This window comes from Actinomyces graevenitzii C83 (assembly GCF_000239695.1).
GTDB lineage: Bacteria > Actinomycetota > Actinomycetes > Actinomycetales > Actinomycetaceae > Actinomyces > Actinomyces graevenitzii.
In genome coordinates this window covers 1,073,431-1,086,548 of sequence record NZ_JH470338.1, presented here as the reverse complement: position 1 = coordinate 1,086,548, position 13,118 = coordinate 1,073,431, and the positions used below count along the sequence as shown (strand labels likewise).

Annotated in this window: 12 protein-coding genes; 2 read left to right on the top strand and 10 right to left on the bottom strand. The window is 55.7% G+C overall.

The features are described 5' to 3' along the window. Nucleotides 1-73: 73 nt before the first annotated feature. The 5 genes from HMPREF0045_RS04675 to HMPREF0045_RS09575 all read right to left on the bottom strand — a co-directional run bounded on the left by HMPREF0045_RS04675 (nucleotide 74) and on the right by HMPREF0045_RS09575 (nucleotide 5,853). The gene (locus HMPREF0045_RS04675; protein WP_005985996.1) at nucleotides 74-1,102 is read right to left on the bottom strand and encodes a hypothetical protein; all 1,029 of its coding nucleotides are present in this window, start codon (nucleotides 1,100-1,102) and stop codon (nucleotides 74-76) included. Nucleotides 1,103-1,152: 50 nt separating this feature from the next. Continuing rightward, nucleotides 1,153-2,229 (bottom strand): hypothetical protein, encoded by a 1,077-nt coding sequence (locus tag HMPREF0045_RS10430; protein WP_005985994.1) that lies wholly within the window; start codon nucleotides 2,227-2,229, stop codon nucleotides 1,153-1,155. An 11-nt stretch (nucleotides 2,230-2,240) separates the two neighbouring features. Further along, complete coding sequence (locus HMPREF0045_RS10685; protein ID WP_196793392.1) at nucleotides 2,241-2,567, bottom strand: hypothetical protein; 327 nt, start codon at nucleotides 2,565-2,567, stop codon at nucleotides 2,241-2,243. Nucleotides 2,568-3,061: 494 nt separating this feature from the next. Further along, complete coding sequence (locus HMPREF0045_RS09580; protein WP_005985991.1) at nucleotides 3,062-4,033, bottom strand: hypothetical protein; 972 nt, start codon at nucleotides 4,031-4,033, stop codon at nucleotides 3,062-3,064. 14 nt (nucleotides 4,034-4,047) lie between these two features. Further along, nucleotides 4,048-5,853 (bottom strand): hypothetical protein, encoded by a 1,806-nt coding sequence (locus HMPREF0045_RS09575; RefSeq protein WP_005985989.1) that lies wholly within the window; start codon nucleotides 5,851-5,853, stop codon nucleotides 4,048-4,050. A 201-nt stretch (nucleotides 5,854-6,054) separates the two neighbouring features. On the opposite strand from HMPREF0045_RS09575, the gene HMPREF0045_RS04655 reads away from it, so the two are divergent. After that, nucleotides 6,055-7,551, top strand: coding sequence for a glutamine synthetase family protein (locus HMPREF0045_RS04655; RefSeq protein WP_005985988.1), 1,497 nt, complete (start codon nucleotides 6,055-6,057; stop codon nucleotides 7,549-7,551). A 193-nt stretch (nucleotides 7,552-7,744) separates the two neighbouring features. After that, nucleotides 7,745-9,292: an amino acid permease gene (locus tag HMPREF0045_RS04650; RefSeq protein WP_005985987.1), complete on the top strand. Its 1,548-nt coding sequence runs from the start codon at nucleotides 7,745-7,747 to the stop codon at nucleotides 9,290-9,292. A 183-nt stretch (nucleotides 9,293-9,475) separates the two neighbouring features. Here HMPREF0045_RS04650 and HMPREF0045_RS04645 read toward each other — a convergent pair whose 3' ends face one another. From HMPREF0045_RS04645 to trhA, 5 genes are all read right to left on the bottom strand, one after another. After that, nucleotides 9,476-10,078, bottom strand: a complete 603-nt coding sequence (locus tag HMPREF0045_RS04645; RefSeq protein ID WP_005985986.1) for a hypothetical protein — start codon at nucleotides 10,076-10,078, stop codon at nucleotides 9,476-9,478. 126 nt (nucleotides 10,079-10,204) lie between these two features. Continuing rightward, nucleotides 10,205-10,621: a hypothetical protein gene (locus HMPREF0045_RS04640; RefSeq protein ID WP_005985985.1), complete on the bottom strand. Its 417-nt coding sequence runs from the start codon at nucleotides 10,619-10,621 to the stop codon at nucleotides 10,205-10,207. Between the two features lie 332 nt (nucleotides 10,622-10,953). After that, nucleotides 10,954-11,736, bottom strand: coding sequence for a peptide-methionine (S)-S-oxide reductase MsrA (msrA, locus tag HMPREF0045_RS04635; protein WP_005985984.1), 783 nt, complete (start codon nucleotides 11,734-11,736; stop codon nucleotides 10,954-10,956). Then, on the bottom strand, nucleotides 11,733-12,215 hold the full coding sequence (locus tag HMPREF0045_RS04630; RefSeq protein ID WP_005985983.1) for a GreA/GreB family elongation factor: 483 nt from the start codon (nucleotides 12,213-12,215) through the stop codon (nucleotides 11,733-11,735). The genes msrA and HMPREF0045_RS04630 overlap by 4 nt, the downstream gene beginning before the upstream one ends. A gap of 34 nt (nucleotides 12,216-12,249) precedes the next feature. After that, nucleotides 12,250-12,951, bottom strand: a complete 702-nt coding sequence (trhA, locus tag HMPREF0045_RS04625; protein WP_005985982.1) for a PAQR family membrane homeostasis protein TrhA — start codon at nucleotides 12,949-12,951, stop codon at nucleotides 12,250-12,252. Between the last annotated feature and the right edge of the window lie 167 nt (nucleotides 12,952-13,118).

Genomic DNA, 13,118 nt, shown 5'->3' with positions numbered 1-13,118 from the left:
GAATGTGTTGCAAATACTAGGGGTGTTGGCCAGCCATTAAAATGGCTGGCCAACACTTTAGCCCTGGCAAGGGTCAGTTACGGTTTTGCGGGTAGTTTGGGTTAGCGCCATAAGGTGGCTGTCCCGGTCGCGGCTGATTCGCTTGAGGCTGCTGTGGGCCGGGATAGCCCTGTTGTTGGGCGCCTGGGTAACCCTGTGGCTGCTGTGGTCCCCGATAGCCTTGCTGAGCCTGTGGACCGGGGTAAGGACCGTTATAAGGCATAGTCGGAGAAACTGGTGGGTAGAACCCGGGGGCAGGGGCAGAGCTCTTACGCTTCTTTACCAGTACAACAGTAACTACAACACCAATTAAAGCAGCTGCAGCTGCAATGCCTAGCACTACATATAGCGTGGTATTGGAGTCGTTAGAGTTGTGTTTTGCGGCTAATGCGGTAGCGGTAGCGCTGGGGGTATCTGAAGGAGTAGCAGTGAAAACCGGGGCAGGTGTATTGGTGGAACTGCTAGTCGGGCTGCTAGTAGGATCGCTAGTCGGGCTGCTGGTGGCGCCAGAAAGCGGCAAAGTACCTTTTAAGCTTGCGCTTGAGTTAGTGGCATCAGAGCCTTCCCAAGTGTAGTAAACAAATTTGTCACTCTTATCTACAGTTGGCGACAGGCTCTGATCGGTAACGGTTGCGTTCAGGGGTACTGCCGCCCCGCTAGAAATAACGTTTAGGTCGCTATAGTAGATACCGAAAGCTTCTGAAATATCGCTGCGAATAAAAGCGGTAAGGTTTAAGAAGCTAAACTTAAGGGTGTCTCCACTTTGGTAAGCTAGCCAATTGCTGCCGTAGCTATCTTTTTCGTGATGTTTAGCGAAAATGCACTGATTTTTACCGTCCTTTTGGGTAAATTTTGAGATATAATCTTTAGTGTCTTTGCAATTTGAGGAATTGACAGTGTTCTCACTTCCGTAAACTGCGGCTAATTCATCGTTGCTGCCGTCAGCGTTGAGCGCAAATAGTAGTTTAACATCAACTTTTTCGGTGGCGGTGGCTGCCGGGGCTAACAGTGCCCCTGCCACTAGCGTGAGAAAAGCTAGTGCTATGGCAAGTAGACGTTTCATTGCTCTCTCCTTAAACAAGTAATTGCTAAAGCTTGTGGGTGGAATTCAAGTCAGTCTGGCTGTCCTTGCCAGGGTGGCTGATTGGCTCGGGCTTGCGCCTTTGAAGGGTTCGGCTGTGTAGAAGTCTGATTGTCTGTAAAGCTTCGTGGTTGGTTTGAATTGGTCTGGTAGGTCTGTGGCTGCGTGCTAGAGCTACTTCGATCATCATAGAGTGTAGCAGCAGAAAGTGGCGTATATGCAGAAGTAGAGTTTTTGCTTATCCGAGCCAATAAGAAGGTTCCTACGATTATAACAATAGAGACTATAGCGGCGACTATTAAAAATTCATTAAGTACGCCATTAAAATCGCCAGAGTTGGATATTGATGTAGCTGCAGACTTATTGGTGCCTGGTGCAGATTTAATGGTGGGTCTGCCAGTGGTAGGCCTGTCCGCAGTGGGGCTGGTAGTGGCTGCGCTACTGGTAGTGCCACGGCTGGTTTGAGAACTAGCTGTGCTGAAAGGTGTAGGCGTGTGGCTGGGTTTGTTGGTCTGGCTGGGAGTGGAGGTAGTGGGCCTGCCAGTAGGGTCGTAAGGTGAGTATGAAAAGCTGCCTGTCAGTTCTATATCCGCGCTAGTAGCTGTAGTGTCATACCAGATGTAGTAGCTATACTTACCAACTTCCTTAGATGGCGACAAGCTTTGAGAGGTAATGGTTGCATCTGTAGGAAGCTGCACTATGGTAAACCTGACGTTTAAATCAGATTGATTAATATTTAACGTATTTACAATTCTGTCTAGTGAATAATAGAACTCGTTGAAAAACCTAAAGTTGATACTGTTGCCTTCTCGGGATACTGACCAGTTAGGGGCAGATTCACCTTTTTTGTAATATTTAATGAAGATGCATCTATTTTCTTTGCCTATGCGAGCAAACCTTACGATATCTGTTTCAGTGCCTTTGCAGTTATCGGCGTTAATGGTGTTATCGTTGCTGGAGACATTAATTAATTCTTTAATGCTACCGTCAGAGTTAAGTGTGAACCAGAGTTCAGTTTTAAAACCTTCGTCAGCCGTAGCGGCAGGAGCAAAGAGGGCTCCAGCCGCCAAGGTAATAAAGGTCAATAAGATTGTCAGTGCGCGTTTCAATGCTTGCTCCTTTAATCGCTAGAGCCCGCAGGCGGCATTTGCCAGGCTGGCTCTTCTGCGGGGTAAGCGTGGGCGACGCCGTCGGTAGAAACTAGGCGAGTCTGGTTACCTTCCGGGGTGGCTAGTTCATGGGCTAGCTGGACATTCTGATTCGGGTGCGAAAGCGTGGCTAAATCTCCCGAATCTGGCTGGCTGGGCACCCCATAACGCTGCGGATAAACCTCGTTAACCGGCTGAGCAGTGAGCGGCAGGCCAGCTGGGGCTGTGGGTGCCAGCGACGGCGTCGGGGCAATGTAGGGGCGGTAACTAAGTGCGGGGGCCGACGACGCTGAAGCCATTGCTTGCGGAAAGCCTGGTGCTCCAAGCACAGGAGCCGACTGTGCAGAGGGTATTGGCTGCGGGAAACCTGGCGCGCCGAGCACAGGGGCCGACGGCGCTGAGGGCATCTGCGGGAAACCTGGCGCCCCCAAAGGCTGGGCTAACTTAGTGCGATTACGGCGCGTTTTGGCAACTGTCAGCGCTAATGCGATGCAAGACATCAGGGCTATACCAACCGCGACAATAGCGATGGTGAGCCAAATATTGTCGTCGCTGGCGGAATCGGCGGCTAAAGGGACAGCGCTCAGGGGAGCAGTCCCAGAGGTAGCCGTCAGAGGACTGGTAGCTAAAGGAGTAGCCGCCATAGCCGGCGAGGCCACGCTAAGAGTCAAAAATGGCACGGTTAATGCCATAAACACGCCAGCATGCTTAAAGCGTGCAGCGATGCTGTGCATTTTTCCTCCTTGAAACTTAGCGGGCAGTGCCGGTCAACTTAGTGGGCGGCGTCGGTGTTTTAGGCCTCGCTGGCCTCAGTGCCCGCAGCTTCCTGCTTACGGCGCTTTAGCAGCAAAAAGCCCAAGCCTGCGGCGCTGGCCACCACCAGGGCGCCAACCACCCACAGGGCAGTAACTATCCCACTGTCACCCTGCTTGGCAGCGGCCACCTGCGATTTTTCAGCGCCAGCTATAGTCGCGCGGTAGTCAGTAGCCTTGGCAGAGCTGCTAGCACTAGCAGAACCGGTGGCTGAGCCACTGGCCCCCGGCGTAGGTGCTGCGCTAGTGGCGCCGGCAGTGGGCTGGGCGCCGTCGGGAGCTTTACTTTGTGAGCCAGAACCGTCAGCGCTACCAGAACCTCCCTGCGAACCGCCAGCGAGCCAGCTTGAACCACCTGAAGTGCTAGTAGAGCTTGGGCTGCTTACGGTCGCGGTAAAGGTGTTTTGGTGGGTGGAATTGCGCCACTGCATGAAGTAGCCCTTGCCATCGCCACCGGACTGGTTCACTTTGACGCCGTCACTAGCGGAAGTAACTGTGGCATCATGCACGCTGACATTGCTGTTAATGGAGCTGACCTTAAGTGGTTTCAGAGCAGTTAGTAGCGCGTCAACACGGTTGTGACCGGTTAACTTATCGCCGTTGAGTGAATAAAACTCGTGCCCCGCCTGCGCGCCGTAGGTGGCTGTGCCTGAGCAGTAGTTATAGCCCTCGTTTTCTTTAAAAACTGGGTTAATTTCTGCCTCAGTTTTCGGCATGGCGCTTTCTAGCGTGTCAGTGCAGATTTGGCTGGTTAGCGTCTGGGTGTAATCGGCGATGCTAACCGTGTACATAATCTGCCCAGCTTTGGTAAATACTACCGACTCTTGCACTTTCGCCTCGCTAGGTGCAGCTAGTGCCGACGGCGCCAGAGTGCCGGCCCCTGTGGCCCCCGTGACCAGTAGCGCAGCAGCTACAAAACGAGTGAAAAAGCGTTTACATACGGCAGTATTCATAACTTATCTCCTAATTAGCCGCCATAAGGCTGGTTATTCCAGCCGGTGGAAGGCTGTTGGTTGGGCTCGCTATCCGCGTCATAAATTTGGGTAGCGGCAGGGTCATAGTCTTGGGTGGGTGCCTGCACCGTCTCCTGTGAGGCTGGCGAGGTGGGTGCCTGCACGGTTTCTTGTGAAGCCTGCGATGTGGGGGCTTGCACCGTTTCCTGCGAGAGGGCCTGGGTTGAGGCCGCAGCGGTGTCTTGTGCGTAGCGCGAGGTGGGCGCCATGGTGGTTTCCTGCGCATAGCCCGGGAACACCGACTGCTCAGCGCTTTGCCCATAGGTTTGGGCAGCGCCCTGGCCGTAGCCTTGCGTGGTGCTGGGGGCGTAAGGGGCCGACGCCGCCGAAGGGGCATAGCCCGACGCCGCAGACTGCGCGTAGCCAGAGGCTGCCGACTGGGCATAGCCCTTTGGGGCCTGAGCGGCACTTGGGGCCGAGTATTGAGGGGCGCTCTGGCTGTAGCCCTGCCCGGCCTGCTGGCCATAGTTTTGAGGTGCCTGGCCGTAGCCCTGAGGCTGGCCATAGCCTTGCGGGGGCTGCTGGCCGTAGCCTTGGGGAGCGGTGCTCTGTCCGTAGCCTTGGGGTGCGCTGGGGGCGTAAGGGGCCGACGCCGCCGAGGGGGCATAGCCCGACGCCGCTGACTGTGCATACCCTGAGGCTGCAGACTGCGGATAGTTAGAAGAGGCCGCGCTTTGGGGATAACCGGAGCTGGGCGCAGACTGCGTGGGGGCCGGGGCTGCAGAAGCCGCAGACTGCGGATAAGCCGCCGACGCCGTCGAGCTGGCATAAGCAGCCGAAGCGGCACTAGTGCCCTGAGTGCCCTGGATCCCCTGAGTGCCCTGAAGCGGGCCGGAAGTATTAATCTGCCCGCTAGCCATCGTGGGCACATACCCACTGGTGTTATTGGGATAAGACCCCGAAGACTTAGCGCCCTTACGGGGCTTACGCAAAACCATCACGATCAGCGCCAGCAGCGCCAACAGCACCACAATGCCTACCCCTAAAGCGGCATACAGGGCAGTGGTGTTAGAGCCGTCCTCGTCCTCAGAGCTGGCCGCCGCCGCGCTTTGTGTAGGGGCAGCAGTATCTAAAGGATTCGCATTAGAAGTGGGCGAGGCGCTAGCAGAAGGGCTATCTGATGGACTGTCTGAGGGGTTAGCAGTTTTATTGTCAGGCAGCAGCGAGAAAGGATCTTGCTTTTGGGTGCCATCATCCGAGGTCAAAGTGAATTCCATGGTCACTGCAGCAGAGGGGTTACGCCAGTAAGCCATGTGCAAATTACGCTTGTTAAAAACCTCGTACTGAAGCTTGACGTTGCCCGGGGCGCTAATCACCTTGCCTTCAACGCCCACAATCAGAGCCCTGAAAGTAGCTGAGGAGATCCCCAGCGGCTTAGCGGAAACGTTGATGGTGGCCTGCGGGTCAACGGTGACAGTGGTTTTACCGTTTTGCCGTGAGAACTGCGAAGATGCCTTATAGCTGGTGAAAGTCTGCAAAATAGAGCAGGTGGCACCCTTATCTTTTTGTTCAAACTGGGTGATAAGCGTCTTGTCCTTGGTGGTGCCCTTGAAGCTCTCACACTGAGCTTTAGTCATGTTATTGCTGGGGTCAACCACCATGATGTAGTCCTGCATCTTGTTGTTGTTTAGGACCACAAACACTTCAGCTATATACGGTTCGTCTGCTGCGCTTGCGGTGGGCCAAGCGGCTGTGGGCAGACCTAGGCCGGTAACCACTAAAGCTGTTACCGCCAGAATGTGTATAGCCTTGCGCCACATAATCGCCTCCAGGTATGAGTTTTCAACCAGTCTAAACGCTAATCGTTAGAGATGTCTGAAAACTAAGCCTTTGGACTAGGCTATGACCTGTGACTTAACGGTAGCTATGGGGATAAGTCTCCCTGAAAAAAACGACTACCGGTGTAGCCAACTTTCTGCAAAAATAGGACTAAACGCCTAAGCGCTCGAAGAGGAGTTGTAATGCTTTCAAACGACCAAATCACCCTGAGCCCCAACCCGCTGGTACGCGCCTTGGGGAAGCTACCCGTCGAGTTCACCAAAGCGGACATCATCAGCTACATCGTCGACAACGATATTCACGCCCTAGAACTGCGCTACATTGGCGGCGACGGGCGCCTAAAGGTCCTAAACTTCGCCATCCAGTCCGTGGCCCACCTAGACAGGATCCTAACCATGGGGGAGCGCGTGGACGGCTCCTCCCTGTTTAACTTTGTTGACGCCACCTCATCAGACCTATATGTGGTGCCCCAGCTACGTAGTGCCTTCATGAACCCCTTCGCCGCTGAGCCCACCATCGACTTTTTGTGCTACTTCTACGACGTCGCCGGTAACCCCCTGGTCAGCTCACCTCAGCATGTGCTGCGCCGCGCCCAAACCGCCCTCGAAGCAGCCACCGGCAACCGCCTGCAGGCCCTAGGTGAGCTGGAGTACTACCTGTTCTCCGACGTCGAGACCCTATTCCCGGTAGAAGAGCAGCGCGGTTACCACGAAGCTGCCCCCTTCTCTAAGTTCGCCGACGTGCGCACCGAAGCCCTCAAATACCTGACCCAAATGGGTTGCGCAGTTAAATACGCCCACGCCGAGGTGGGTAACTTTGTTGCCGACGGACGCCAAATGATCCAGCAGGAAATCGAATTCCTGCCGGTAGATGCCTGCGACGCCGCCGACCAAATGACCCTAGCCAAGTGGGTAGTGCGTGAAGTAGCCCACCGCCACGGCATTGAGGTGTCATACTCGCCCAAGATCGCCGTCGGCCAAGCCGGCTCAGGCATGCACTTCCACACCCGCCTGGTAGACCCGCAAGGCAACAACCTATTTAGCCAGGGCGCCGGCCTAACTGAGCTAGCCCGCAAGGTGATCGGTGGCTACCTCACCCTGGCCGCCTCCATCACCGCCTTTGGGAATACCGTGCCCACCTCCTTCCTGCGCCTAGTGCCCCACCAGGAAGCCCCCACCGCCATCTGCTGGGGTGACCGCAACCGTTCAGTGCTGGTGCGTGTGCCGCTGGGCTGGAACAACCTTGATGACCGTATGTTCCGCGACGCCAACCCCAATGAGCCCGCAGTTGGCCAGGTTCCCAATGACCTGCAAACCGTGGAAATGCGCTCACCTGACGGCTCAGCCGCCATCCACCTGCTGCTAGCGGCAATTGTTGTGGCTGCGCGAGTGGGTCTGACTGAGCCGGGAATGCTTGAATATGCCAATGAGCGATATGTCTCAGGGGACGCTTCTAAGCTCGAAAACCTAGAGCAACTGCCCGCCTCCTGCTACGAATCCGCCCAGCGTCTACAGGCTCAGCGCGCCCTTTACGAGGCTGAAGGGGTCTTTCCGCCTAAGCTCATCGACGCCTGGGTGGCTTACCTCGAAGGTCTAGGAGACGAGAACTTGCGTGAAGATATCGCCACAGCGCGGGTGCTAGTTGAAGATTTGGTGGAAACTTATTTCCACATCGGCTAAGTGGGTTGGGGCTTAAGTCTTATTAAGTCCCAGCAATAAAGCCAAAGCGGGGCGCTTCCAGATAAATGGAGGCGTCCCGTCGTCGTAATCACACCATTAAAATATGAGACAGCGTTTATAAAGTTGCAGTCACTCTGCTATGTTTACCTCCATTGCCGCTTTGGCAATTTAAGTAACTTTAACGGAGGTGAACATGTCCGCTTTAACTACTCCCGAGCTATCTGCAGCAGGGGAGGAGCCTGAAACTGCCGCGAGCGCATCACTAGGTGGTGACGCTAAGGTGTCTGAACACGACAATCCAGGAACTGACCTTAAGCGTGGCCTGTCCGCCCGCCACATGCAGATGATTGCTATCGGTGGCGCAATTGGAACCGGCCTGTTTGTGGCCTCCGGTGCAACCGTTTCTACCGCAGGCCCGGGCGGCGCCCTGGTGGCCTATTCGGTAATTGGTTTAATGGTGCTGTTGCTGATGCAGTCACTGGGCGAAATGACTGCGCACATGCCCGTTTCTGGTTCTTTCCAGACTTACGCCACGCGTTTTGTTAGCCCTTCCTTTGGTTTTGCCATGGGCTGGAACTACTGGTTTAACTGGGCCATTACGGTGGCCGCTGAGCTGGTAGCAGCCGGTATTGTGATGAGCTACTGGCTGCCCGATGTGCCCCACTGGGTGTGGGCGGCAGTGTTCTTGGCGCTGCTAACTGGTCTTAATGCACTCTCTGCACGCGCCTATGGTGAGGGTGAATTCTGGTTTGCCACCATCAAGGTGATTACCGTGCTGGTGTTTTTGGTGGCCGGCGTGGCCATGATCCTGGGGATTATGGGCGGTAACTCGCCTGGTTTTAGTAACTGGACTAAGGGTGAGGCCCCCTTCCACGGCGGCTGGCTCTCGATTGTGTCAGTGTTTATGATCGCTGGTTTCTCTTTCCAGGGTACTGAGCTGGTTGGTGTGGCTGCGGGCGAGTCGCGTAACCCTCGCAGGGATGTGCCCCGGGCTATCAAGAGCGTGTTCTGGCGGATCATGCTGTTCTATGTGGGCGCTATTGCGGTGATTGGTTTCCTGATTCCTTACACCGACCCCAACTTGCTGCGTAACGGTGAGACTGATGTGGCTTACTCGCCTTTCACCTTGGTGTTTGAGCGGGCTGGTGTGGCCGGCGCGGCTGCGGTGATGAATGCGGTTATTTTGACTGCGATTTTGTCTGCCGGTAACTCTGGCCTGTATGCCTCTACCCGTATGCTGCACTCGATGGCCCTTGATGGTCACGCCCCCAAGCTGTTCTCCCGGGTTAACCGGCGCGGCGTGCCGATCTACGCTATGGCGGTTACGGCTGCTGTGGGCGCGGTTGGTTTCGTGACCGCTATTGTGGGTGAGGGCGCTGCCTACACTTGGCTGCTTAACGTATCTGGTCTTTCAGGCTTCATTGTGTGGCTGGGTATTTCCTGGTGCCACCTGCGTTTCCGCAGGGCCTATGTGCTGCAGGGCAATGACTTGGCGAAACTGCCTTATAAGGCTCCGCTGTTCCCGTTTGGCCCGATGCTGGCTTTTGCTATGTGCCTGATTGTGCTGGTGGGTCAAAACTATGAGGCTCTGTTTAGGGGCCAGCTGTTCCAGATTGCTTCTAGCTACATTGGTTTGCCGGTGTTCTTGGCGATTTGGGGTATCCACAAGCTGGTTACCAAGGAGCCTAAGGTTGAGTTGGCTACCGCTGACGTTAGTGGCGTTGAGGTTGAGGTGGCTTGATAGCTTCTGCTAGCTTTTTCCCGCCTGCGGTTTAGTCCGACGGCGTAGCGAGTGCCTGGTTGCGATTCTATGCAGCCAGGCACTCGTGTTTTTTGGCGCCCCGGGCGGCGCTTGGGCCTTCATGTTCGCGTCCTGCGCCTGCGTTCACGGTCTGCGCTTGGGCCGGCGCTCGTGGTCCAGGGACTACTCCCAGCGGGCGCAGCTTTCACTGCGGGCAACTTCGATAGCGCTATTGCGGTCCCAGCCATTGCTGGCGCGGAATACCAGCTTGCGCGAGCTAGTGCATTGCCAGGCCGTTAAAACCACATCTGAACTGGAGTTGTTTGCACTTGAGTTGTCTGCGGCAGGGGTGGGGGGTGCCTCAGTGGGGGAGATTGTGGTCAAGTTGGGCAGGTTCAAGCCCGTGGAGGGCTCTGGGCTTGAGGACAGTGGTGTGGGTGTGGCGGTCCCTAGCGGCTTGCTGGTGGGTAGCGGCGCAGTGCTAGGTAGTGGCGTGCTGCTGGGAGTAGGGCTGGGGGTGCTTTCAGGGCTCTGGGTTTGGGTGGTGGTAACGACGACGGCGCCCGTCTGGTTTTGCTCAGAGGCTCGGTGGGCGTAAAAAAGAATGCCCCCAACCATGGCAAAGATACCCAGCACCGCGAAAGTCACCAGCGACACGCGCCAGGCTGAGCCCCAGGGCGTATACAAGCTAGCGTGGGTATTACCAAGCGTGTTTAGCTTGCTTTCGCGCAGAGAAGTGGCCTGGGTGGCGTTGTGCTGGGAGCTGGGGCGCTGGTGGTCAATCATTGGCTTACAGCTGTCGTCGGGGTCAGATACTAAGGCAGATATTACCCCGACCTGTGGCTTAGGTTAAGAAATCACAATGTTGTGACTAGGTAACAGATTCCAATCCTGGGAGCCTGGCAACAAAAGTTATTCGTTTTCTTCACGTTGGGCGAGGATACGTTCCGCCTCTTCATCAGGCAGCGGATCACCATTGTCGTCAAGCAGACCGTTACGTTTCATGAACTGGTAACGTGAATCAATGAGACGAGGTAACGGAAACGGCAGAATATATACGACGCCAATAAAAAGAAAGAACAGTGCAATGAACGAGATGGAAACCATAATGAATTCGGGGGCTCCAAACCTGTCGGAGAGCATGTTGATTCCAGCTAAGGTAGACGCAATGCCCATGCAGGGATAGGTTACTGCCGCCATGTTTTTGGTCAGACGCTCGCGTGAAATACTTCTCCCGAATTCTGCCACCCACGAATCAGTGTAGGTCTGCACCCACCATGAATAAATGATGAGAGGGCCCATAATTATTACTGCGATATCTTGCCACATACTATTGCCTCCCAAATAAAGCATCGCTTATATAAAAGGCTAGTGTTGCGTTAGAGATTGTGGCCATCGTGATTTCTCCCCAAATACGCCTTTGGCTAATACCGTCTTAACGGTTGATAGTCTGCTTTGCGCTCTCGTGCTATGATGACGCCTGCTCTGGGCAAGGTGGCCTGGCAGCTTAGAAAAGGGGGCGCCCGCCATGCGGCGGGCGCCCCCCTCTAGTTTGGTTTAGGCCAGTTCGGCCCAGTTTTGGCTGCTAAACCCAACAGCTTTACTGCTTTGCGGCTTTGGTTGCTTTTAGGCTTTGGCGGCTTTTGGTTTGGGCCAGGCGTTTAGGTTAGCTCGGGCGGCAAAACATCAGTTTGGGCCGGCAGGTTAGCGATGCCCACGGGGCAGACAATGCCATTAGGCCCGTGATTGCAGTAGCCGCCAGGGTTCTTGTGTAGATAAGCCTGGTGGTACTCCTCGGCCACGTAAAACGGCCCGCCCTGGCCAGCTTCCAGCGCGGCGGCGTCGCCAATAGTGGTTTGGCAAACGCGCCCGTCACTAAGCTTGTCTAGCTCAGCCTGGAAAGCCTCGCGTAGCGCGGCTGCGGCCTGCGCCTGCTGGGGGGTGGTAACCCAAACCGCACTGCGATACTGGGTGCCCACATCATTACCATGGCGGTTAGCCTGGGTGGAGTCGTGGTTTTCAAAGAAAACCCGCAGTAGATTCTGCCCACCCACGCCCGCTACAGCCGGGTCGTAAACCACGGCCACAGTCTCCGCGTGGCCAGTCTGGCCAGTACACACTTCACGGTAAGTGGGGTTGTGGTTGCCCCCACCCATATAGCCCACGGCGGTGGCTAACACCCCGGGCTGATTCCAGAAAATACGCTCCACACCCCAAAAACAGCCGGCAGCCAGGTAAATAACCTCAGCGCCAGCAGGCAGCGGGTCGTCAGCGCGGCTAGCTAAAACCGGGTGAAGCTCTAGACGCTCCAGCAATGGTTGGCTGTGACCGGCGATAGTGGCCGGCAAGGCACCGGCGCTGGCGTCGTCGAGATAAGTACCGTCGCAGAGCGGCAACCAATTTTGCTCAGGCCCAGCTGCCCGCGTTGCAGCGGCGTAGCTCATAGCTGCTGTACAGACTTGATCTCGGCCTGCAAAACGCGGCCGTTAGGGGCCTTGTAGCTGACAGTTTCGCCAGCCTTGTGGCCCATCAGCGCCTTACCTAGCGGAGCCTCGGGGGAGAAGACGCGGGCGCCGTCGGGAACATCAGCCGCAATCTCCTGGTTACCCAGCACGAAAACCTGCTCTTTACCGGCAATAATGGCGGTAATCAGGGCGCCCTTAGTGACAGTGCCGTCAGAGCTAGCCTGACCCACCTCAGCGTTTTCCAGCATCCCCTCAAGCACCTTAATGCGGGTCTCGTTAAGGGCGGCTTCCTCACGGGCGGCGTGGTAGCCAGCATTCTCGCGCAGGTCACCCTCCTGGCGGGCCAGCTCAATGCGGCGAGCGATCTCCTTGCGCTCAGTGGTACGACGGCGCTCAAGCTCCTCACTTAGACGGTCAAAAGCTTCCTGGGTCAGCCAAGTACGGTTGTCTTCACTCATGTTTTCTCCTAACTTGCCACCTTAAAAGCCCAGTTTAGCCCAATACAGCCATATAGCAGGCGATACACTGACACACCCAGGCGGCCACAGTGCAGGCGTGGAAAATCTCGTGAAACCCAAACCAGCGCGGCAAAGGATCGGGTTTTTTAAGCGCATAAACCACTGCGCCAAGCGTATAAATTACGCCGCCAGATGCAATCAAAATGACAATCGCCGCCCCGCCGGCGCGGTAAAGCTCAGGAATGAACCACACAGCCACCCAGCCCAGCACCACATACAAAATCGTGAACAGCCAACGCGGCGCGGTAATCCAACACACGTTAGCCACCATGCCAATCACGGCCCCCGTCCAGATAATGCCCAGCACTAGGCGCTGGTGATCCGGGGTCATTAACGCCAAAGCCAGGGGAGTGTAGGTGCCGGCAATTAGTAGGTAAATATTGGCGTGGTCAATGCGGCGCAGCAGCTGGGAAACCTTAGCCGGGAAATGCCCGTTAGAGATGTGGTACACCCCAGAGTTGGCAAAAAGCAGCAGCGAACAGGCCAAATACACTCCGCTGCCGATTTTTAAAGTGGTCGTGGGGGCTAAAACCGTCAGCACAATGCAGGCAGCCAAAGCCAGCGGCGCAGTAATGGCGTGAATCCAGCCGCGCAGCTTGGGTTTGATTAATTTAAGGGCCTCACCGGCCGAGGCGAGTGAGTCACTAGAAAGCGAGAGTGCTTTGGCGACTGCCATATGAACCTCCCAGTAGCTTGTTAGGAACAAAAGCTACGCTACCGTAAGTTACGCTCGCGTAGGTAGCTATTTGATAAAGCGAACACCACAAGGCGTGATTAGGCGCTACCGTATATAGCATGGCCGTAAAAGCAGATCGGCCTGTACCTGTATGCAAGGAGCTGAAA

What these genes read in the sequence shown, in the direction of transcription:
- HMPREF0045_RS04675 (WP_005985996.1), bottom strand. Translation starts at nt 1,102, where the DNA reads ATGAAACGTCTACTTGCCATAGCACTAGCTTTTCTCACGCTAGTGGCA.
- HMPREF0045_RS10685 (WP_196793392.1), bottom strand. Translation starts at nt 2,567, where the DNA reads ATGGCTTCAGCGTCGTCGGCCCCCGCACTTAGTTACCGCCCCTACATT.
- HMPREF0045_RS09580 (WP_005985991.1), bottom strand. Translation starts at nt 4,033, where the DNA reads ATGAATACTGCCGTATGTAAACGCTTTTTCACTCGTTTTGTAGCTGCT.
- HMPREF0045_RS09575 (WP_005985989.1), bottom strand. Translation starts at nt 5,853, where the DNA reads ATGTGGCGCAAGGCTATACACATTCTGGCGGTAACAGCTTTAGTGGTT.
- HMPREF0045_RS04655 (WP_005985988.1), top strand. Translation starts at nt 6,055, where the DNA reads ATGCTTTCAAACGACCAAATCACCCTGAGCCCCAACCCGCTGGTACGC.
- HMPREF0045_RS04650 (WP_005985987.1), top strand. Translation starts at nt 7,745, where the DNA reads ATGTCCGCTTTAACTACTCCCGAGCTATCTGCAGCAGGGGAGGAGCCT.
- HMPREF0045_RS04645 (WP_005985986.1), bottom strand. Translation starts at nt 10,078, where the DNA reads ATGATTGACCACCAGCGCCCCAGCTCCCAGCACAACGCCACCCAGGCC.
- HMPREF0045_RS04640 (WP_005985985.1), bottom strand. Translation starts at nt 10,621, where the DNA reads ATGTGGCAAGATATCGCAGTAATAATTATGGGCCCTCTCATCATTTAT.
- msrA (WP_005985984.1), bottom strand. Translation starts at nt 11,736, where the DNA reads ATGAGCTACGCCGCTGCAACGCGGGCAGCTGGGCCTGAGCAAAATTGG.
- HMPREF0045_RS04630 (WP_005985983.1), bottom strand. Translation starts at nt 12,215, where the DNA reads ATGAGTGAAGACAACCGTACTTGGCTGACCCAGGAAGCTTTTGACCGT.
- trhA (WP_005985982.1), bottom strand. Translation starts at nt 12,951, where the DNA reads ATGGCAGTCGCCAAAGCACTCTCGCTTTCTAGTGACTCACTCGCCTCG.